This is a genomic window from Nitrincola tapanii, assembly GCF_008368715.1.
In the GTDB taxonomy this organism is placed as follows: domain Bacteria; phylum Pseudomonadota; class Gammaproteobacteria; order Pseudomonadales; family Balneatricaceae; genus Nitrincola; species Nitrincola tapanii.
The window spans coordinates 312968-333505 of sequence record NZ_SMRS01000002.1; the positions used below are offsets into that span (position 1 = coordinate 312968).

Annotated in this window: 18 protein-coding genes; 8 read left to right on the top strand and 10 right to left on the bottom strand. The window is 51.8% G+C overall.

Annotated features, from left to right (window positions below; translation table 11 throughout):
* Positions 1–14 precede the first annotated feature (14 nt).
* From E1H14_RS04200 to metG, 4 genes are read right to left on the bottom strand one after another with little or no spacing between them, the layout of a single operon-like run.
* The gene (locus E1H14_RS04200) at positions 15–329 is read right to left on the bottom strand and encodes a DUF6482 family protein (RefSeq protein ID WP_149390199.1); all 315 of its coding nucleotides are present in this window, start codon (positions 327–329) and stop codon (positions 15–17) included.
* A 59-nt stretch (positions 330–388) separates the two neighbouring features.
* Positions 389–1138 (bottom strand): DnaJ domain-containing protein, encoded by a 750-nt coding sequence (locus tag E1H14_RS04205; RefSeq protein WP_149390200.1) that lies wholly within the window; start codon positions 1136–1138, stop codon positions 389–391.
* Between the two features lie 13 nt (positions 1139–1151).
* On the bottom strand, positions 1152–1859 hold the full coding sequence (locus E1H14_RS04210) for a vWA domain-containing protein (protein ID WP_149390201.1): 708 nt from the start codon (positions 1857–1859) through the stop codon (positions 1152–1154).
* Positions 1860–1876: 17 nt separating this feature from the next.
* Positions 1877–3916 (bottom strand): methionine--tRNA ligase, encoded by a 2040-nt coding sequence (gene metG, locus E1H14_RS04215; RefSeq protein WP_149390202.1) that lies wholly within the window; start codon positions 3914–3916, stop codon positions 1877–1879.
* 170 nt (positions 3917–4086) lie between these two features.
* Here metG and trmA point away from each other — a divergent pair, with 170 nt between their 5' ends.
* From trmA to E1H14_RS04240, 5 genes are all read left to right on the top strand, one after another.
* Positions 4087–5187, top strand: a complete 1101-nt coding sequence (trmA, locus tag E1H14_RS04220) for a tRNA (uridine(54)-C5)-methyltransferase TrmA (protein WP_149390203.1) — start codon at positions 4087–4089, stop codon at positions 5185–5187.
* A gap of 71 nt (positions 5188–5258) precedes the next feature.
* Positions 5259–6107, top strand: coding sequence for an iron-sulfur cluster carrier protein ApbC (gene apbC, locus E1H14_RS04225; protein ID WP_149390204.1), 849 nt, complete (start codon positions 5259–5261; stop codon positions 6105–6107).
* Positions 6108–6249: 142 nt separating this feature from the next.
* On the top strand, positions 6250–6816 hold the full coding sequence (dcd, locus tag E1H14_RS04230; protein ID WP_149390205.1) for a dCTP deaminase: 567 nt from the start codon (positions 6250–6252) through the stop codon (positions 6814–6816).
* Between the two features lie 44 nt (positions 6817–6860).
* Positions 6861–7499, top strand: a complete 639-nt coding sequence (locus E1H14_RS04235) for a hypothetical protein (protein ID WP_149390206.1) — start codon at positions 6861–6863, stop codon at positions 7497–7499.
* Between the two features lie 19 nt (positions 7500–7518).
* Positions 7519–8304 (top strand): hypothetical protein, encoded by a 786-nt coding sequence (locus tag E1H14_RS04240; RefSeq protein WP_149390207.1) that lies wholly within the window; start codon positions 7519–7521, stop codon positions 8302–8304.
* Between the two features lie 21 nt (positions 8305–8325).
* On the opposite strand, the gene E1H14_RS04245 is transcribed toward E1H14_RS04240, so the two are convergent.
* From E1H14_RS04245 to E1H14_RS04270, 6 genes are all read right to left on the bottom strand, one after another.
* On the bottom strand, positions 8326–9636 hold the full coding sequence (locus E1H14_RS04245; protein WP_149390208.1) for a TolC family outer membrane protein: 1311 nt from the start codon (positions 9634–9636) through the stop codon (positions 8326–8328).
* Positions 9629–12679 carry an efflux RND transporter permease subunit gene (locus E1H14_RS04250; protein WP_149390209.1) on the bottom strand — a complete coding sequence of 1017 codons (3051 nt, stop codon included), beginning with the start codon at positions 12677–12679 and terminating at the stop codon, positions 9629–9631. The genes E1H14_RS04245 and E1H14_RS04250 overlap by 8 nt, the downstream gene beginning before the upstream one ends.
* Complete coding sequence (locus E1H14_RS04255) at positions 12676–13746, bottom strand: efflux RND transporter periplasmic adaptor subunit (protein ID WP_149390210.1); 1071 nt, start codon at positions 13744–13746, stop codon at positions 12676–12678. The genes E1H14_RS04250 and E1H14_RS04255 overlap by 4 nt, the downstream gene beginning before the upstream one ends.
* Positions 13747–13750: 4 nt before the next feature.
* The gene (locus E1H14_RS04260; protein ID WP_149390211.1) at positions 13751–14380 is read right to left on the bottom strand and encodes a TetR/AcrR family transcriptional regulator; all 630 of its coding nucleotides are present in this window, start codon (positions 14378–14380) and stop codon (positions 13751–13753) included.
* Between the two features lie 139 nt (positions 14381–14519).
* Entirely contained in the window at positions 14520–15725 is a 1206-nt protein-coding gene (locus E1H14_RS04265; protein WP_160142015.1) for a GGDEF domain-containing protein, read from the bottom strand.
* Positions 15726–15840: 115 nt separating this feature from the next.
* The gene (locus E1H14_RS04270; protein WP_149390213.1) at positions 15841–17028 is read right to left on the bottom strand and encodes a pyridoxal phosphate-dependent aminotransferase; all 1188 of its coding nucleotides are present in this window, start codon (positions 17026–17028) and stop codon (positions 15841–15843) included.
* Positions 17029–17154: 126 nt separating this feature from the next.
* Here E1H14_RS04270 and uvrB point away from each other — a divergent pair, with 126 nt between their 5' ends.
* From uvrB to E1H14_RS04285, 3 genes are all read left to right on the top strand, one after another.
* Positions 17155–19179, top strand: a complete 2025-nt coding sequence (gene uvrB, locus E1H14_RS04275) for an excinuclease ABC subunit UvrB (RefSeq protein ID WP_149390214.1) — start codon at positions 17155–17157, stop codon at positions 19177–19179.
* A 4-nt stretch (positions 19180–19183) separates the two neighbouring features.
* Complete coding sequence (locus E1H14_RS04280) at positions 19184–20062, top strand: LysR family transcriptional regulator (RefSeq protein ID WP_149390215.1); 879 nt, start codon at positions 19184–19186, stop codon at positions 20060–20062.
* A gap of 106 nt (positions 20063–20168) precedes the next feature.
* Complete coding sequence (locus tag E1H14_RS04285; protein ID WP_149390216.1) at positions 20169–20480, top strand: DUF7352 domain-containing protein; 312 nt, start codon at positions 20169–20171, stop codon at positions 20478–20480.
* Positions 20481–20538: the final 58 nt, after the last annotated feature.

The window sequence follows — 20538 nt, forward strand, 5'->3', positions numbered from 1 at the left end:
AAGGAACTAAAGGATTAAGAGTAATCCTGATCAGGATTGGCGATTTTCACCTGCATAGGTTCGACTGGATTGACTGCAATGCCGATCATTTCATTATACGGGCTTTGGTGATGCAGTTCGGTGCGCGTGATGCCGAGGCCTTTGAAAGGTTTTTTGGCATCGAGTTGGCTGCGAAAGCTCAAAGGACTGCCTTGGGGATCACACACGATTAATTCACCGCGCGTTTTCTCTTCAATCGAAACAAGGTAAATCTCACATTCAAAGGAGCGCAAAATCAACCGCTCAATAGCCAGTTGTCCTTTTTGTACTTCATGTAAAGAAACCTTCATACCGCTTTATCTCCCACAATCTGAAACCTGTATGTTCTGAATCAGATTACGTGTGGTGACTAAGGATAGTTCTTACTCAGTAGGATTTTTTTGGCTTCATTGATGCGTGCCGCTAACCAATCACTGCCGCCACGATCAGGATGCATTTTTTGCATTAAACGTCGGTGCGCTTGGATAATCTCTTCGCGGCTAGCGCCCGGTTCCAGACCCAGAATGGCATAGGCTTCGCTACGGCTGAGGTTCTGCGATGCGTTGGATGGTGATTCATCTTCGCAGTGGATCGGATCATCCACACGCCAAGATTCCCCAAAACGCTTATCTAGGTAGGTCTCCAGGAGGCGGGCTGAATCACTGTCCTGCTGCCGACAGATTTGTAGCAGTTGAATAAACTCTTGTTCGGAAAGTTCTGCGAGACTGCGTCCTTGCAGATTGCCCTGCAGAACACGTCCATGCATGACACCGGAAGCATGATCGAGCGTCATCTCTAGAAAGGCAGTAGTGACGCGTGATTGCGCACCGCTCTGGCTTTGCGGCTGTCGCGCCGGACGGTTGCGTTGCCAGATATGCAGAAAGGGTAAAAGACGCAAAAGCCAGGGGATGAGTTTTTGAATAAAGGGCAAACCTAAAGCGAGCAGCGCGCCCAGCCAATGAAAACGGCCACTGATACTTAGATAGACCAAGCCCAGAATAGCGAGAACAAGAACAACTTTGACGAGTGCCAAGCGTTTTTGCCCGGGCGGCTGTTGCCGAAACCAGAGCATGCCCAGTAGAGCAATTAGTCCCAGAATCAGTAGGGCAAAAGGATGCATAAATGTATCGCCTCTAAGAAGTCGGGCCTTTGAGTTGCTGCGACAGACGTCTGATCTCAGCGCCCTGATGGCGGCTAAAATCCTGCAGCGCTTTATGGCCACCTGTTGCAAAGACGGCTACGGCAGACAGCAGAGCTTTGAGGGTGCCTGGGCTGTGCGAATCAAAGGGCGCGTAAGCGCCGCCGGATAGACGTGCCAGCTGTTCAAATGCTCGTTTTGCTTGGGCATCCTGCCCTTCATGAAAGACAAAGAGCGGAGTGCGTAAAAGTCCCAGTTCACCGGCCAATTGGCAGAGGTGATCAAGGCTTTCTTCACAGGAGTCCACGACTAGGATCACGGCTTTGACCGCTTCTTTGCGTGTCTCCAAGAGGGCTTGTTTGAGGACTTTGGCGATCTGGGTGTGTCCACCCAAGCAGCTCACCGCATTCATTTGCTGTAGGAGGCTTTGTGTATTGGTTAACCAAGGACTGGCATGAAATTCACCAAAGCCACGGTAATAGCAGAGCTGGACACTCAATCCCCCGAGTGGCTGAGTGGCCAGAAAAAGCTCGCTTTGCAGCTGGCAGGCTTGATCCCAGGTGTGCTCACGACTAGCCGTGGCATCTAAAGCAAAAATTAAACGGCCCAGTTGCGTGCGCACACTGGGCAGGGATTGGACTTGCTGAATAAACAGATCGATCGCTTGACTATCTGAGGTGGTTCGCAAGTCTTTGGATTTCATGCCCGCTCCTGAGTTTCTTAACGTATCCGCATCCCCGCTTGTGCACCGGCGTGGGGCTCAAGAATCCAGAGATCCTCACCACCAGGGCCTGCGGCTAACACCATACCTTCTGAGACACCAAACTTCATTTTGCGTGCCGCAAGATTGGCGACCATCACCGTATGTTTACCCACCAGATCTTCTGGACGGTATGCTGATTTGATACCAGCAAAGACCTGACGCGTTTCACCTCCCAGATCCAAAGTCAGGCGCAGGAGTTTATCCGCACCTTCTACCGCTTCAGCTGCTGCAATGCGTACCACACGCAGGTCAACCTTAGCGAAGTCCGCGTACTCGATGGTTTCGGCAAGCGGATCTTTGCTCAGTTCTGTGGCCACGGCTGCTGGCGCTGTTGACTCAGTACTGGCTTGTAGGGTTTGTTTTGAGTCGGCAATCAAGCGCTCCACCACATCCGGATCTACACGTTGCATCAGGGGTTTGAATGCATTGATACGGTGATTTAGCAAAGGTTGTTCAATCGCGTTCCAATCCCAGCTGTCAATATTCAAGAAGGCAGCTGTCTCTTCAGCCACCTGGGGTAAGACCGGTGCGAGATAACTGATGATGACACGGAAGAGGTTAATACCCTGAGTGCAACTGGCCTGAACCTCAGCTTCACGGCCCTCCTGTTTGGCTAAAACCCAAGGCTCTGCCGCATCAATATATTGGTTGGCCTTGTCAGCCAGATGCATGATTTCACGCATCGCTCGTGCATATTCACGCTTCTCATAGGCCTCAGCGATACTCTGACCGGCGGCCAGGGCTTCAGCATAGAGTGCGGGATCAGCCAGTTGGCTATCCAGCTCACCGGCAAACTTTTTCTGAATAAATCCAGCACAACGACTGGCCAGGTTGACCACTTTGTTGACCAGGTCGGCATTCACACGCAGACGGAAATCTTCCAGGTTGAGGTCGATATCATCAATGCCTGAGCTGAGTTTGGAGGCAAAGTAATAACGCAGATATTCCGGGCGCAGGTGCTGAAGATAGGTATCGGCCATGATAAAAGTACCGCGTGACTTGGACATCTTCTGACCGTTGACGGTTAAGAAACCGTGACAGAAAACACCGGTTGGCGTACGAAAACCTGCGCCTTTTAACTCAGCGGGCCAAAAGAGGGTGTGGAAATAGGCAATATCCTTACCGATGAAATGGTAAAGTTCAGCCTCGGAGCCCTCTTGCCAATACTCATCAAAATTGACGCCCTGTTTGTCACACCAGTTTTTAAAGCTGGCCATATAGCCGATGGGCGCATCCAGCCAAACATAGAAATATTTACCCGGCGCATCGGGGATTTCAAAGCCCCAATAGGGCGCATCACGTGAGATATCCCACTCTTGCAGACCAGACTCAAACCATTCATTCAGCTTATGAATCATTTGGCTCTGCACATGCTCTTGCACCCAGTCACGTAAAAACGCATCAAAGTCGCCAAGTTTGAAGAAGTAGTGCTCAGACTCTTTTTCGATGGGGGTCGCACCGGAAACCGCTGAATAGGCATTTTTGAGTTCAGTCGGTTGATAGGTTGCACCGCAGGCTTCACAGGAATCACCATACTGATCCTTGGCGCCACACTTAGGGCACTCACCTTTAATGAAACGATCCGGCAGGAACATATTTTTGACCGGATCATAGGCTTGAGTAATCGTGCGGCGGCTGATATGTCCGGCCTCGCGCAGGCGCTTGTAGATCAGCTCAGAAAACTCACGGTTCTCTTCAGAGTGTGTGGAGTAGTAGTTATCAAAGTTCACCATAAAGCCGGAAAAATCACGCTGGTGCTCCTGGCTGACCTGATCGATCAACGCTTGAGGCGTCATCCCGAGTTGATCCGCTTTCAGCATGATCGGTGTGCCGTGCGCATCATCGGCACAGACATAGACACACGAGTTGCCGCGCTGTTTTTGAAAGCGTACCCAGATATCGGTCTGAATATATTCCACCATATGGCCGAGGTGGATGGGGCCATTGGCGTAAGGAAGGGCGCTGGTGACAAGAATCTTGCGGCTGGTCTCGGTCATGGTGTGCTCTGCGTGAATTCGGTTGCAACTAACTAAGGTGTTGGATTCTACGCTGAATTTGCCTGCTAATGAACCGCCCAGCCGATCTTTCCCGGCGCCGAATCCGGCTTTAGACAGCCTGAGTGTGCACTGTTAAAATTGCCGGCTTATTTCACTAGACGAGGCAGATGATGGCACTTCCCGAAGTTGATCCCGCGCAGTATGACGCGCAGTTGCAGAGCAAAAGTGCGCGTTTGCAGCAGATGTTGGCGAAGTTCTCTGCTCCTGAGTTAGAAGTTTTTAGTTCACCACCTAAGCACTATCGCATGCGTGCAGAGTTTCGCACCTGGCATGATGAGGACGAGCTGCACTATGTGATGTTCCAACCTGGTAGCAAACATGACAAGGTGTTTCTAAGCGAATGCCCGATGGTTTCTGAGCGCATTCACAGTGTGATGTTTGCCTTGTTGGAGGCTTTAAAAGCGCAAAAAGAGCTGCGTTATCGACTTTTTCAGGTCGATTTTCTCAGTACCCTTTCCGGCGAGCTGTTAGTGTCTTTACTCTACCATCGTGCAATTGGCGCCGAGTGGGAGGCGGCGGTTCGGCCCCTGCGTGAGCGTTTTGCAATCGATATTGTGGGCCGTTCACGCAAACATAAAACCGTACTCGATCGTGATTTTGTGTTGGAAACACTCAACATACGGGGGCGTGATTATCAGTTTAAGCAAACGGAAAACAGCTTCACCCAACCCAATGCTGAAGTGAATCGCAAGATGATCACCTGGGCTTTAGCGGTGACCGATGAAGTTCAAAAGCGCAGTGATCTCCTCGAGTTTTATTGTGGCAACGGCAATTTCACCCTGCCGCTAGCGCAGAATTTTCGCCGCGTCCTAGCCACAGAAATCTCGAAAGAGTCAGTGCGCTCAGCAGAATACAACATTGCCGTGAACGCGATAGACAATATCGATGTGCTGCGTATGCCCTCTGAGGATCTCGTTCAGGTCTTGCGCGGTGAAAAGGAAACACGAAAAGTCGCGGGTCTGGACTTAGCCGCGTGTGATTTCCAAACCGTGTTTGTGGATCCTCCGCGTGCCGGGCTGGATGCACAAACCGTCAGCCAAGTGGCGGAGTACCCGACGATCCTTTACATCTCTTGTAACCCAGAAACGTTGGTAGACAATCTGGAAAGCCTCTGTCGCACGCACCAGATTGAGCGCTGTGCGCTTTTTGATCAGTTCCCCTACACCCATCATATGGAGGCGGGTGTTTTTCTGCGTCGTCGTACCGAGTGACTTGCTAATCTCTGAGTAATTTACTAGGTTATTGGGGCGCCGCACTCAGCGAGCGATAGAGGAGTAAAGCTATGGTTGCAGTACACGACGCCGCGAAACCCAGCGGGCTTCAAAAAGTGAAACATATTATTGCCGTGGCCTCTGGCAAGGGTGGGGTGGGTAAATCCACCACGGCAGTGAATCTGGCGCTGGCGTTGGCGGCAGAAGGGTTTGAAACCGGTATTCTAGATGCGGATATTTACGGTCCGAGTCAGGGCATGATGCTGGGTGTGGCCGACGGGGTGCGGCCTCAGGCGGATGAAAATAACTACTTCAAACCCATCACGGCACAGGGCATTAAAGCCATGTCGATGAGTTTTTTGATTACCGAGTCCACGCCGATGGTCTGGCGCGGCCCGATGGCCGCTGGGGCTTTGCAGCAATTGATCATGCAGACCAATTGGCAAGAGTTGGATTATCTGATCGTTGATATGCCGCCAGGCACCGGAGATATTCAGCTGACCCTGTCACAAAAAGTCCCAGTCACCGGCGCTGTCATTGTCACCACACCTCAGGATATTGCTTTGCTGGATTGTAAAAAAGGCATTGAGATGTTCCGTAAGGTCGAGATTCCCGTGCTCGGTGTAGTGGAGAACATGAGTCTGCATCAATGCAGCCAATGTGGACATGAAGAGGCGATCTTTGGGACCGGTGGCGGTGAGCGTATAGCACGTGAATATCAGACTCAGCTGCTTGGTCAGTTGCCTTTGCAGGCGAGCATCCGTGAGCAAACTGATGCCGGACGTCCGAGTGTGATTGCGGATCCAGAAAGCTCTGTCGCGCAGCATTATCGTGCGATTGCTCGACGTTTAGTCGAAGAAGTGAAAAATTTAGAAGAAGCGCGGAACTTCTCCCCCAATCTTTCTGTCATAGAAGACTGAAGGATCACACTTTTCTCCACGAAAAGTGCCCAGTGAGTTAAGTATCAGGCTTATCTGCCGCCTCTGAAAAAGGGGCGGCTTTTTTTTGCCGAAAGCGTTAAACTAGGCGGTCAATTTGCCAACCGATTTACTGTGAGTGTCTATGGGTATCAAGTCAGACCGTTGGATTCGTCAGATGGCGCAAGAGAAGGGCATGATCGAGCCGTTCGAGCCTAATCAGGTGCGTCGCGTCAACAATCAGCCCATCGTTTCTTATGGTACCTCCAGCTATGGGTACGATGTGCGTTGCGCCGATGAATTTAAAATCTTCACCAATATCAACTCGACGATAGTGGATCCGAAGCATTTTGATGAGCGCAGCTTTGTCGATGTGCAGTCTGATGTTTGTATCATTCCGCCGAACTCCTTTGCCTTGGCGCGGACGGTTGAGTATTTTCGTATTCCACGCGATGTCTTGACCATTTGCTTGGGTAAAAGCACCTATGCGCGTTGCGGGATCATCGTCAACGTCACCCCGCTAGAGCCTGAGTGGGAAGGCCATGTCACGCTGGAGTTCTCCAATACCACCCCTTTGCCAGCACGTATTTATGCCAATGAAGGGGTGGCGCAGATGCTGTTCCTCGGTGCCGCCGAAATGTGTGAAACCTCTTACAAGGATCGCAACGGTAAATATCAGGGACAGACAGGTGTTGTCGTTCCACGCACCTGAGCTTTTGTCTGTAACTGACTAGGACAACCTAATACGTGACATGCATGTATAACTCTGAACAGATCGAAAATTTCTGGGATCAACTGGAAGAAACGCTCGAGCAGCTGCTCGACAGCCAGAATGCTAACCATTTTGATGCCGATGTGTTGCTGGAACACTACCGCAGCATCTTGCAGAGTATTGATCGTAATCTTACCTTTCATTTTGAACGTGAAGAGGGTGAGGGGCCGGTCGAAATGGTCTTTGGCTGCGATGGTTATCCAGAGTCCATCCATTCGGTATTAAGTTTGGTCAGTGCGGCGCCTGAGCTAAAGGGCATCGCTTTTCGCGCCTTTAATGAGCGCTGTAATCCTGTTCCCGCCTGTGTGAATCTCGGTGATGAGCAATGCGAAATTAGTGAATTCTGGTGCTCCTTGCGTTTGATCGAGGGTAAGTTACAGCTCAGCGTATATATGGCGGACCTTCCCGATATCTTGGAAATTGATCCACGCGTTGAAGCCGTGATGATCCTACTGGATGCCCTCATCGGGGAATATGAACTGATGACGCGTATTTGGTCGTTAGACTGGTATGAGTTGCCGGTCGACCCTCTTGATTTTGGTTTAATGCCTCTGGCTTCCCTGCGCGAAGCCTTTGACCAGCTCAAAGACAGCGTTCAGCCTGTCGGCATCACCCTTCATTAATTCACTGCGGAGCCACCGTATGCAAAGCTATCTGGCATCACAGCTAGAATCCCTGGGGGCCCTGTATTTGGAAGCTCTGGAGCGTCAGTCTCACCCCGAACCCTATGTGACCGCGCATGCTCTGGTGCATCGCCAGCTGATGCCGAGCGCTGAAGTTTTGGCACGTATGGTGGCGGAAGAACCCAAACTCTTGGCGGCGCGCGCCTATGATCTGATTGAAGATCCGAAAGAGATCGAACAGCCTTCAGTGGGCGCCATTATTTACAGTAATATCTTTGCCTCTGCCCTGGAAGGCTTGTTGGTGATTGCTGTGAAGCATGGCTGGTTACAGGCCGATGAGACCGGGCAGATTCTAGTTGCTGCCGAAGAGTTGGATAAGATAGAGCCGGTGCAGTACACCGATTTTAGTCTGGCACCGCCCGTCCTTGGACATCAGCAAAGCCGCTTAAGTCGTCTTTTTCAAACGGCGGAAGAGGCTTTTGTTGAGCGTTTGAACTCAGAGCCCCATCAGGCTTATGCCCTGGCTTTACAGATGGCGTCTGAACATACCCTGCTGACCCCGGATGAGCTTGGGCCTTTATTACAAGAAAGTCCGATCTTGTTGGCATTGCGCCAAGATGAGCGTTTAGATCCCGAAGTGCTAGGTGACAATCCACCGGCGGGTTTGATTGTTGGTCTGCATTTAACCCAGCTGCTCCTACAGCAGTTGTTGGATATCGCAGAAGAGATGGGCGCTTTGGCACTGGATGCGAGCGGTGAGATTATCCTGCCTGAGAGCGACGAAGATAATCCCACCGTGCATTGATCGAATGCTGGGTGGAGGGATTTAGAGATCGGAAATTAAACTGTCCGCATCCAGATCCAGCCACTCATCAAGCGCAATCAAATCGCTTGGGCTGAGCGTGCCTAGGGTCTGCTTGAAGTTGAACAATGCCAGAATGTGATCGATACGAGCATTGGCATAGGCCAATTTCGCTTCATACAAGGCTTGTTCGGCTTGTAACACATCCACCACATTACGTGTGCCAACATTAAAGCCTTCTTCGGTGGCGCGTAAGGCGGTTTCACGTGACAAGATACTTTGTTCGCGTGCCTTCACACTCTGCACACTGGTTTGCAAAGTCCGTAATAACGAACGCGTGGTTTCAGTGACGGCTCGCTTGGTGTCTTCAACAAAGTGGCCACTGGCGATCTGCTCATGTTCAGCTTGGCGTTGTGCCGAACTGATGGCACCTCCGGCATATAGCGGCAAACTTAAATTTAGAGAGATGCGGTTATCATCCTCCCAGCCTGAGCGTGAGCTGTCGCCGTGGATACGGCTGTTTTGGTGGCTCAGGCCGAGGTTAACGCTAGGTAGGTGGGCGCTTCGTTTACTTTGTACATTACGACGTGCTGCATCTGATTGTAGATCGGCCAAGCGCAGCTCTAAGTTGCCTTGTAAGGCTTTTTCTAACCAGAGTGCGGGGGTCGTGGGTTCAACGGATTGAATTGGATAATCTGCACGTAGGGGGGCAACCTGTGCCACGCTACTTCCGGCCAGGCGCTCCAGAGCTTCAAAGCTATTTTCCAGAGCTCCTTCGGCATCGATACGTAAGACGACGGCATTATCAAAGCTGGCCTGAGCTTCTTGCACATCGGTAATGGCGATGAGGCCCACCTCAAACTGTGCATTGACCTGCTCTAAGCGGCGCTGTAGAGCACGCTCTTGTGCCAGGGCATTATCCAAAGTGCTCTGCGCACGCAGTACCCCTAAATAAGCGTTAATGCTGCGCTGTATCAGCTGCTGCTGAGCGAGGTCAAACTGCAGGGTGGCTTGTTCTGCAAGGAGCTCACTGCGTTTGAAGTTGTAGTAGTCGCTGGCGGCAAACAGGGGTTGGGTTAGGCTGACACTGTAACCACTGCTGCGGCTACCGGCAGAGGAATCCGAGGTGTTGGCCGTTAAACCGGCGCTCGGCAATAAGGCCGCACGCCCCTGAATCGGGGCTTCCTGCCCGGCCATAAACTGCGCTTCGGCTTGTTTGAGTTGTGGATCATTTTCTAAGGCTAGGCGGTATAGATCGGCCAGGGGACCCGCATAAGCGGATCCTGCCGTCAGTACCGACCCGATCAATACGGGCAACACATGTTTTTTAATCATAATCTGGCTCTACCTGACGGAAGTTACGTTGACCAAAAATACTGTAAATAGTCGGAATCACAAACAGGGTTAATAGTGTTCCCAAGAGCATGCCACCGACGATGACCCAGCCAATCTGTTGGCGCGACTCGGCACCGGCTCCAAAAGCCATCGCCAAGGGCAGGGTGCCGAGTACCGTCGCACCGGTGGTCATGAGAATCGGACGTAAACGCAAGGAGGCCGCTTCAATAATCGCTTCCCGCAATGCCACGCCTTTATCCTGTAGTTGGTTGGCAAATTCGATGATCAGGATACCATGTTTTGTCACCAGGCCCACGAGCGTGATTAAACCGATTTGACTGTAAATGCTGAGGCTGCCGCCTGAGTAATAGAGGGCCATCAGTGCGCCGGTTAAAGCCGGTGGAACCGCCAGCATAATAATCAGCGGATTCTTAAAGCTCTCAAACTGCGCGGCCAAGACCAAGAAGATAAAGATCAAGGAGAGTACAAAGGTGGTTTGCATCGCATTGCTCGATTCTTTGAACTCACGCGACTGACCGGCGTAGTCGTACAGAGCCTCCGGTGCCACCTCTTGTAGCGCCGCCTCCAGGAAATCCAGTGCATCCCCCAGGCTGTAACCCGGCGTAAGCATGGATTGAATCTTGACGGCTTTCAGTTTGTCGAAGTGATTCAACTCACGAGGCGCCACCGTTTCTTCAATCGTGATTAAACCACTGAGCTGAATCATCTCGCCTGTGGCGGCACGCACATAAACATTGGCCATATCATCACGCGTTTGACGCAGCTCATCGGCAACCTGCAGGATGACATCATATTGCTCACCATCACGTTTAAAGCGGGTCAGTTTACGACCGGCCATAAAGGTTTCCAGACTGCGTCCAACATCGGCCACATTTAAGCCCGCTTCAGCGACCTTATCACGATTTAGTGTGACTCTAAGCTCCGGCTTGTTCAGCTTGAGGTCGGTATCCACCTGCTGGAAGTTCGGATTGGTGCTGATCTTTTCCAGCAAGGCATCGGTGATCACCTTGAGATCATCATAATCTCCAGTGGTTTTGACGATGAACTCAACAGGGCGAGAGATAAAACTCTGGCCGAGTGAGGGCAGGTTGATGGCAAAGGACATATTGCCTGGCACCCCAGCAAAGATGCGCCCCGTCAATTCCGCCGCGATCTCTTGTTGAGAGCGGCTACGATCTTCCCAGTTTTGCAGGCGAACAAAGTTCAGCGAGTTGGTTTCACTGGGGAACCCCGTGATGCTGAAGTGATGAGTACGCTCTGGAATGGTGGTAATAATCGCTTCCACCTGTTGCGCATAACGATTCACATACTCGACAGAAGAACCATCGGGGTTCACGGAAAAGGTCATGATGGTGCCACGATCTTCGATCGGTGCCAGTTCCTGGGGCAGTTGTTGGTAGAAGTAAACCGCACCGGCAAAGCTCACCGCCATTAGCCCCAGGGCTAAGGATTTGGAGTTGAGCGTTTTTTCCAGCATCCAGTGATAACCCCGACTGAGATTAACCAGCCAGCCTTCAATTAAATTAAAGAGATAGCTGTGTTTCTTCTCATGATGCAGCAAACGTGAGCAGAGCATAGGGGAAAGGGTCAGGGCAATAAAGGTGGAGACCACCACCGCGCCTGCCAGGGTGAGGGCAAACTCGGTGAACAGGCGTCCGGTTTGACCGGTGGCAAAGCTGACGGGGACAAACACCGCTACGAGCGTCGCGGTGGTGGCGACGATGGCAAAGCCGATTTCCCGGCTGCCTTTAAAAGCGGCCTGAATAGGATGTAACCCCTCTTCCACGTGACGGAAGATATTTTCCAGCATAACGATGGCATCATCCACCACCAGTCCGATCGCGAGTACCAAAGCCAAGAGTGTCAACGTATTGATGGAAAAATCCATCACATACATCATGGCAAAGGCTCCGATCAGCGACAGGGGAATGGTGACGACCGGGATGAGGGTGGCGCGTGGATTACGCAGGAAGAAAAAGATCACCAGCACGACCAGTACACCGGCCATCATCAGAGTCTGGAACACCGAATCGATCGAGCGCTCGATAAACACCGAAGAGTCGTAGGCGATCTGGATTTTCATGCCGTCGGGCAGGTTACTTTCAATGCTTTGCAGCATCTCGCGTACCCCCGCCGAGACGTCCAGAGGGTTGGCGGTCGATTGACGTACGATTCCCAGCGCGACGGCACTTTGGCCATTAAAGCGGGCAAAATTGCGCTCCGCTTCCGGGGCGATCTCAACGCGAGCGACATCTTTAACACGAACGGGCACGCCTTCATCCTGGCGAATGATGATCTCTTCGAATTCGGTGATCTCATTCAGATCGGTTTGCGCCAGAATGGTAAACTCACGATCACGGCTCTCTATTCGCCCAGCAGGCAACTCTATGTTCTGTGCACGTAAAGCATTTTCGATATCCTGCGGAATGATGCTATGTGCCGCCATTAAAGAGGGATCTAACCAGATCCGCATGGAGAATTTACGCTCTCCGCCTAAACGTACACTGGCAACACCATTCACCGTCTGTAATGGATCTTGGACACGACGGGTGGCGTACTCGCTGACTTCCATCGGGCTGTGTTGATCGGAAGAGAGGGCGATCCAGATAATGGGTTGGGCATCGGCTTCCGATTTCGCCACGATCGGCTCATCAATATCATCCGGCAATTGTCCACGCACACGGCTGACGCGATCACGCACATCGTTAGCAGCGGCATCTGGGTCACGATCGATACGGAAGTTGATGCTGATCTGGCTGCGCTCAGAACGGCTGATCGACGACATATAATCTATGCCTTCAATACCAGATAAAGAATCTTCAATAATTTTAGTTACTTGGGATTCAATAATCGACGCGCTGGCACCGGGATAACGGGTATCCACCGTGACCACGGGAATATCAATTTTGGGGTATTCACGCACCGTGAGGCGATCAAAAGAGATGATGCCGACCAGCAGCACCAGCAAGCTGATCACCATCGCCAGGACGGGGCGTTTGATGCTGATATCAGAGAGTATCATGCGTCAGATCCTGTGCTGTGGCTCTGCGGAAAAATGGGGGTAATGGGCATGCCGGGGCGGAGTTTGATCTGGCCGGCGGTCACGATGACATCACCCGCCTGAATCCCGGAACGTATCTCCACCTCACCAAAGCGACGCTCACCCAGGGTAACAGGTACCATGTTGACTTGGTTTTGTTCATTCATCCGCATGACATAAAACTGATTGTCGAGTGGCACGATGGCCTGCTCTGGAATCATCAGCGCCTGCGGGTTTTCACCAATGATAATGCGGATGTTGGCAAAGAGACCTGGGCGTAAGCGTCCATCGGGATTGGGGATGCGAGCACGTATCTGGATATTATGACTGCGTGCGCTGGAGCTGGGCGCTATGGCGTAGATCTCGCCTTGGAAACGTTCGCCGGGCAGGGCATCCACTTCAATCAATAGGTTTTGGCCCACTGCTAATTGACTAAGAAAACGTTCAGGGACAGAAAAATCGGCCTTCATCTGACTAAAATCAGTGACTTCGACCAGATCCTGTCCGCTTGAAATAAAGTCGCCGGGGCTGACCTGGCGCAGTCCGATGACACCCTCAAAAGGCGCGCGCAAACGTGTTTTATCTAAACGCGTACGCGCCAATTCCATCTGAGCCTCATGTACCCGCAATTGTGCGAGTTTGGTATCACGGTCATTTTGTGAACCGACACGGCGCTCTAACAGATCGGCCGCACGTTGATACTCTGCCCGACTGAGGTTGACCTGTGCTTGGGCCTGCGCGAGTTCTGCTTCGTAGGAAGCGCTGTCCAAGCGTATCAGCTCCTGCCCCTGATTGACTTTTTCACCTTCACGAAAGAGGATCTGCTCAATTCGACCACTGATTTCGGCACGTAAGATGATGGACTCATTGGCACGTAAGCGTCCGACTGCACTGAGTACAGAATCTAGATGTGACGCTTCCACGCGATGGACCTCAGCAGGTAAACCTCTCGGGGCTTCGGCGCTGCTAGCCGGCAGCGACCACGCCGTTGCCAAGATCAGTGTCAGCAGACCGAGCGGATGTCGGACGGCAGGGTGAATGGCTTTCATGAGGTTAGGCTCCTTGCTGAGTGTCAGAGTGAGAGAACGGAGAGGGTAAGATGTGGTTCCAGAGCAGATCAATACATTGATTTAGAGGCTGCAGAGACGCATTGACCTTCATACGCAGTAGAGCGCCCTGCCAGATGTCCCAGATTAGATGCGCCAGCGCATCCGGGGAGAGGTCTAAACGTACACTGCCTTCTTCTTGGCAGACACGCATATCCTCACTGATTAAAACAATGACACGCTCGGTGGCTTCTTGAATCGCGCGTCGAAAACCGGGTGATTCATTGCCGACTTCACCTGAAAGGTTGGCGATCAAGCAGCCCATCTTTTCGGTAGAAGGATCATATTCACTGAGCATTTTTTCCAGCATCTGGCGCATACGCATAAAATGCGAACCTTCCAGTTTGGCAAATTCCAGCGCCCAGCGATCGGTTTCCAAGGCTTGGTAATATTCGATCACCTCAACCGCATACTCTTCTTTGCTGTTAAAAAAATTGTAGAAAGAGCCTTTGGAAATTTGGCAGGTTTGTAGAATTGTACTCAAACCGGTGGCGTGATAGCCCTTGCTGTTAAAGAGTTCGATGCCTTTGATTAGTAAGGACTCACGGCAATGCGTGGGGGGGCGGCCTTTGCTCATGTCATTTTATACCGATTGTTCTAGAAAGCGGCATCATATAATTACTGACCGGTCAGTTCAATAATATTTTAATCAGACAAGGATAATCGATTTTATGTGATTCGTGCAGAAAGAGACGGGTAAAGAAAGGTAAAGCTGCTCAAGCTTGGGCTTGAGCAGCATCTTTGCAGGCTTTCAGGCGCTGATCGAGGATCAGCATCAACTCCTCGCCACTGCCTTTGGCTTCAGACAGCGTACACAGAGCATGATTCAGATGAAGATCGGGCAGATCATCTGCACGTAATTGTGTGCAGATGCGCTCAAGGCGTTTGCTCACGGGCGGCAGGGTTTGTCCGGTGGGCATTAAGAGTAAGAACTCATCGCCACCTAAACGAAACACTTGGTCTTTGCGGCGACAGATACCCAAGAGGGCTTGACCCAGATCGTGAATTAAACGATCGCCACGGCTGCTTCCATGCTGGTCATTCAACTTGTTCAGCTCCTGGATGTCGATGATGGTGACCAAGACATCCTGATTCTGTTGTTGGAATTTCTGCATGGCATGGCGCAAGGCCAAGTCAAAGCTTTTGCGCCCAGGTAAGCCGGTGAGTGGATCGCGTGCTTCCAGGCTCGGCTCATAGTCCTTGTCTTGTGTTTCCAGATGGCTGAGTAACCAGCTGCTGAGAATGTCAGCACTCAAGCCGATCAACCAGGCGCAGGTGTCGGCATCGACAAAATCAGGTTGACCCCAGACACAGATATGCCCGAGCCCCGGTTGTTCCGGGAGATCAATGCGGTGTCCAATCCAGAGATCGGAGGGGTGATCCTTTAGCTGCGGATCAAGGGGGAATTCACGCCCTAGGGCACGAAAGGCCGCTTCCCCTGTTTCGCCTTCATACAGGGTTTGAGCCGCTGAGCCGGAAAGAGACTGATGACTGGGCGGTTGCAGTTTACCTTCTTGCCAGTGTCCGAGAAGATCCACTGAGCGTGCGGTTTTGCGCTTGGCCACCACGCAATGTTTCCAGCCCAACAAAGGACCGAGCACGCTAGCGGTATTCAAGTAAGGATCCCCTCCGGCCTGGAGTGCAGGCAGGAGCTTTAAGAGCAGGGTGCGTTGCAGGCTGGAGGCATCCGCAGGATGGCCAAGAATGAGTTGGTGGGATTTGGCGCTCAAGCGCTGAAAGCGTCCGGTGTCCAATTCCAGCCAAGCTTGATCCTGGTGCAGCCCCCAGTCCTGTATCCGCTTACGGTGAGCGTCGGGCAGATGACGAAAGGCGGCATTCGCCCACTCAATCTCTTGTTTGCTGATCAGCAGCATGGGACAGAGTGCCTGCTCAAATAATGCGGACAATATTTTGGTTTTCATCCTGAACCTCATCAACAAAAAAGGGGCATTTAAGCCCCTTAGTGAGTGTTCACCGAGAACACAGAGTGTGCTGCAAGGTTATCTAGGAGCTTTATCCCTAGAGTGTAACCTGTTTTTACTTTTCCAGGGCGCGCTTGATGCGAGCAATGGCGTCTTCCAAAATGTCCATGCTGGTCGCAAAAGACAAGCGCATGTTGCCGGGCGCACCAAAAGCGGAGCCGGGTACCAGGGCAACACCGGCTTCCAAGAGTAAGAACTCAGCCAGTGCGATGTCGTCGGCAAATTCTTCACGGCTCGCAATCACCTGATGGAAGCTGGGGAAAGCGTAAAAGGTGCCGTCGGCATGGATGCAGTCGACGCCAGGGATTTCATTCAGTGCATTCACGACAAAATCATGGCGCGCTTTAAACGCACGGACCATTTCCGCCACACACTCCTGCTGACCTTCAAGGGCCGCTTGAGCGGCAACCTGAGCAATCGAGTTAGGGTTAGAGGTACTCTGTGACTGCACCTTTTTCATCGCACCGATCAGCTTGGCTGGGCCGGCAGCATAACCGATACGCCAACCTGTCATCGAGTAGGCTTTGGAAACCCCGTTCAGAACGATGGTGCGCGGATAGAGATCAGGGCATGCATTCAAAATGTTGCAGAAGGGTTCGCTGCTGAAGTTGATATGTTCATACATATCATCGGTCGCAATCAGCACGTCTGGATACTGACGCAGAACTTCGCCCAGAGCTTTTAATTCATCCAGCGTATAGGAAACACCGGAGGGGTTAGATGGGCTGTTAATCACGACCAAACGCGTTTTGGCGGTGATGGCGGCCTTTAACTGCTCAGGAGTGATTTTGAAACGTGCTTCCTGTGTGGTTTCGATAATGACCGGAACACCATCTGCCACCAGAACCATATCGGGATAAGAGACCCAATAAGGTGCAGGGATGATGACCTCATCACCGGCATCCAGTAAGGCCAAGGTCAGGTTAAAGAAGCTCTGTTTACCCCCACTGGAGACCAGAATCTGGTTGGGTTCATAGCTTAAGCCGTTATCGCGCTGAAATTTGTTTATAATCGCTTTTTTCAGCCCAGGCGTACCATCCACCGCAGTGTATTTGGTGAAGCCATCCTGAATCGCCTTGATTGCCGCCTCTTTGATATGCTCTGGCGTATCAAAGTCCGGTTCACCGGCACCCAGACCAATAATGTTTTTCCCGGCCGCCTTCAGCTCAGCTGCCCGGTTGGTGACAGCCAGGGTAGGGGAGGGCTTGATGCTGTTAACACGTTTGGAAAGTTGCACGTCCAAGCTGAAATCCTCGTTAAGTTCTGGGGCACAATATCCGCTAAAAACCGGGCTGGAATCATACAGCAATGGCAACCCGGTCTAAATCCCCTGAAGGGTGAAAATGATGAAAATTTACAGGAGTCTGTCGTGAAACAGCGGTTTAAAGTTCAGTCCGCTTTCCAGCCTGCCGGTGACCAGCCCGGCGCGATAGCGGCCTTGGTCGAAGGTATTGAATCCGGCTTGGCCGCACAAACGCTGCTCGGTGTGACAGGCTCAGGTAAGACCTTCACCATCGCTAATGTGATCGCCGCCGTGCAACGACCGACCATTATTATGGCACATAATAAAACCCTCGCCGCGCAGCTCTATGGTGAGTTCCGCGAGTTCTTCCCAGACAACTCGGTAGAGTATTTTGTGTCCTATTACGACTACTACCAGCCGGAAGCCTATGTGCCGTCTTCCGATACCTTTATCGAGAAGGATGCCTCGATTAATGACCATATCGAGCAGATGCGTCTCTCTGCCACCAAGGCCTTATTAGAGCGTGAAGATGCCATTATTGTTGCCACGGTTTCCGCGATCTATGGCTTGGGTGATCCGCAATCCTATCTAGCGATGATGCTGCATCTCGATCGTGGTGATGAGATAGATCAACGCACTCTGCTCAGACGCCTTGCAGAGCTGCAATACACGCGCAACGATGTTGAACTCCATCGCGGTAATTATCGTGTGCGTGGCGATGTCATTGATGTCTTTCCCGCTGAGTCGGAGAAGGAGGCGATACGGATTGAGCTGTTTGATGCCGAGGTGGAGCAGATCAGTTATTTTGACCCCCTTACCGGCGAGGTGTTGCGGCGCGTTCCGCGTGCGACCATCTATCCGAAAACCCACTATGTCACGCCACGCGACACCCTGGTAGAGGCCACACAAAAGATTAAACTTGAACTCCAAGAGCGCCTGGAACACCTCAAGGCACACAATAAATTGGTGGAAGCCCAGCGCCTGGAGCAGCGTACCCTCTACGATATTGAAATGATTCTGGAGTTAGGCTATTGCTCCGGAATTGAAAACTATTCACGTTATCTGTCCGGGCGTGATACCGGCATGGCTCCCCCGACCTTGTTTGATTATCTGCCTGACCATGCCTTATTGGTGATCGACGAATCCCATGTCACTGTGCCGCAAATCGGCGCGATGTACCGTGGTGATCGTTCCCGCAAAGAAACCCTAGTTGAGTATGGCTTTCGTTTACCTTCGGCTCTGGATAACCGTCCTTTAAAGTTTGAAGAGTGGGAAGCTTTAGCACCGCAAATGATTTTTGTCTCAGCGACACCAGGTAAGTATGAAGCGGAGCACGGTCAACAGGTGGTGGAACAGGTGGTGCGCCCGACCGGCTTGCTTGACCCGATTGTTGAAGTGCGTCCGGCGTCAACACAAGTGGATGATTTGTTGGATGAAATCCAACGTGTGGTGCAAGCAAAAGAGCGTGTTGTGGTGACGGTCTTGACCAAGCGTATGGCCGAGGATTTAACCGAGTACCTTGCCGAGCATGGTGTGCGTGTCCGTTATCTGCACTCAGATATCGATACAGTTGAGCGTGTTGAGATCATTCGTGATCTGCGTATCGGCGAGTTTGATGTGTTGGTCGGTATCAACCTGTTACGAGAAGGGATTGATATGCCCGAAGTTTCTTTGGTGGCGATTCTCGATGCCGATAAAGAAGGCTTCCTGCGTTCAGAAACCTCAATGATTCAAACCATTGGTCGTGCGGCCCGTAACGCCCGCGGTCGCGCGATCTTGTATGCGGATCGTATAACGGGTTCTATGCAGCGCGCCATGCAGGAAACTGAGCGTCGTCGTCATAAACAGATGGCACACAATGAAGCGCATGGCATCACCCCGAAAGGGATCGTCAAATCGATTGCCGATATTATGGAAGGCGCACAAGCGCCTGGCTCACGTAAAACCGGTCGTCAGTCACGTAAGGTCGCCGAGCCGGCCGCTGAGTATGCGGCTGAACCGCTACAGAGTCTGACACCTAAGGAGTTGGCGAAGATGTTGACACGGCTGGAGGACCAAATGTACGAGGCAGCACGTAATCTGGAATTTGAAAAAGCCGCACAGTTGCGGGATCAACTTGAGCGTTTAAAGCATTCTAGCCAGGTGGTGTGAGGGCATGCTGAATTTTCGACATCTGTATCATTTTTGGCTAGTAGCACGTGAAGGCAGTATGGCTGCCGCCAGTCAGGTTTTGGATCTGACGCCGCAAACACTCAGCAGCCAGATTGCGGCCCTGGAAGCAGAGGTAGGGGGGTTATTATTTCGTCGCGAGGGGCGTGGCCTGAAATTGACAGATTTGGGCTTGAAGGTGCAGCGCCATGCCGATGAGATCTTTACCGCAGCGGAGGCTTTAGAGCAGAGCTTACAGGTGGCACATGAATCTAGACCCCTAGGATTAGCCTTGGGTATTTCGGCCTCGATTCACAAATTGATTGCTTGGCGCTTGTTAGAACCGGCCTTGCAATTGCAGCGTGAGGTGAACCTGCTCTGTGAAACCGGACGTACTGAGTATCTTTTGGCACAGTTGCGGAAGCGTGAATTGGATCTGGTGTTGTCGGATCATCCACCGGTGTTAACGCCCGACTCTGGTTTGCGTCTTCACGATCTTGGCTCCTCGGCGATGATGTTGTTTGCCGCACCGCACTTGGCGCAGAAGCTGCGCCCAGATTTTCCCCATCAGCTCAACAACCAGCCTTTTTTAGTGAATGCGGTGGATGCGCCCTATGTCAGTGAGCTGATGCAGTGGTTTAGCGATCAGGGTATTAAGGTGGCTGTCAAAGCTCAGGTCGATGACAGCGCCTTAATCAAGGTATTTGGACATCATGGTATGGGCTTTTTTGCCGCGCCTGCGGTGATTGCAGATGAGGTCTGTCGTCAGTATGAAGTGGAGGTGGTGGGGGAAATCAGCACAGTGCGGGATCGCCTATTTGCGATCACGCGCAGCAGTCATCTTTATCATCCTGCGGTGGCGGCCATCTGCGCAGGCCACGTCTAGTATTATTCGAAAAAATCGAAGAATAAAAACGAATAAATCTGCTTTTTTCTTGGTGAGATATTGTCCAGTATTCAAGTCGTAGGCAATCAAGAAGAGGGCTGCGGCCATGAAAGCGATCCACAAATACCGTCTTGAAGCATCGGAATCTTTGAGTATTCTGCATCTCCGTCAGGGCTTTCGCATTGTCCGTTTTGAGTACTTGGTAGCGGAACGGGGACTCTTTTTATGGGTCGAGGAACCTTTAAGAGCCGACATTCCACAGGTGGAAGTGGCGTTTAAGGTGGCGCTCACCGGTAAGCCTGTAGCGATGCATTATGAATATCGTGATACCGCGCTCGATCCTTTTGGCGGAGAAGGTTATCACCTCTATCAAGTCAAAGAAAAAGCGGCCTATCAAGCATTGCAGCCGGCCGCTTAAGACTAAAAAGCTTTACCCTTAAAACCCAAGCTGAGCTGGATGGTGTGAGCCATCCGGC

Bases quoted from the DNA above. Each gene is read 5' to 3' on its own strand.
- E1H14_RS04200 (WP_149390199.1), bottom strand. From the start codon at position 329: ATGAAGGTTTCTTTACATGAAGTACAAAAAGGACAACTGGCTATTGAG.
- E1H14_RS04205 (WP_149390200.1), bottom strand. From the start codon at position 1,138: ATGCATCCTTTTGCCCTACTGATTCTGGGACTAATTGCTCTACTGGGC.
- E1H14_RS04210 (WP_149390201.1), bottom strand. From the start codon at position 1,859: ATGAAATCCAAAGACTTGCGAACCACCTCAGATAGTCAAGCGATCGAT.
- metG (WP_149390202.1), bottom strand. From the start codon at position 3,916: ATGACCGAGACCAGCCGCAAGATTCTTGTCACCAGCGCCCTTCCTTAC.
- trmA (WP_149390203.1), top strand. From the start codon at position 4,087: ATGGCACTTCCCGAAGTTGATCCCGCGCAGTATGACGCGCAGTTGCAG.
- apbC (WP_149390204.1), top strand. From the start codon at position 5,259: ATGGTTGCAGTACACGACGCCGCGAAACCCAGCGGGCTTCAAAAAGTG.
- dcd (WP_149390205.1), top strand. From the start codon at position 6,250: ATGGGTATCAAGTCAGACCGTTGGATTCGTCAGATGGCGCAAGAGAAG.
- E1H14_RS04235 (WP_149390206.1), top strand. From the start codon at position 6,861: ATGTATAACTCTGAACAGATCGAAAATTTCTGGGATCAACTGGAAGAA.
- E1H14_RS04240 (WP_149390207.1), top strand. From the start codon at position 7,519: ATGCAAAGCTATCTGGCATCACAGCTAGAATCCCTGGGGGCCCTGTAT.
- E1H14_RS04245 (WP_149390208.1), bottom strand. From the start codon at position 9,636: ATGATTAAAAAACATGTGTTGCCCGTATTGATCGGGTCGGTACTGACG.
- E1H14_RS04250 (WP_149390209.1), bottom strand. From the start codon at position 12,679: ATGATACTCTCTGATATCAGCATCAAACGCCCCGTCCTGGCGATGGTG.
- E1H14_RS04255 (WP_149390210.1), bottom strand. From the start codon at position 13,746: ATGAAAGCCATTCACCCTGCCGTCCGACATCCGCTCGGTCTGCTGACA.
- E1H14_RS04260 (WP_149390211.1), bottom strand. From the start codon at position 14,380: ATGAGCAAAGGCCGCCCCCCCACGCATTGCCGTGAGTCCTTACTAATC.
- E1H14_RS04265 (WP_160142015.1), bottom strand. From the start codon at position 15,725: ATGAAAACCAAAATATTGTCCGCATTATTTGAGCAGGCACTCTGTCCC.
- E1H14_RS04280 (WP_149390215.1), top strand. From the start codon at position 19,184: ATGCTGAATTTTCGACATCTGTATCATTTTTGGCTAGTAGCACGTGAA.
- E1H14_RS04285 (WP_149390216.1), top strand. From the start codon at position 20,169: ATGAAAGCGATCCACAAATACCGTCTTGAAGCATCGGAATCTTTGAGT.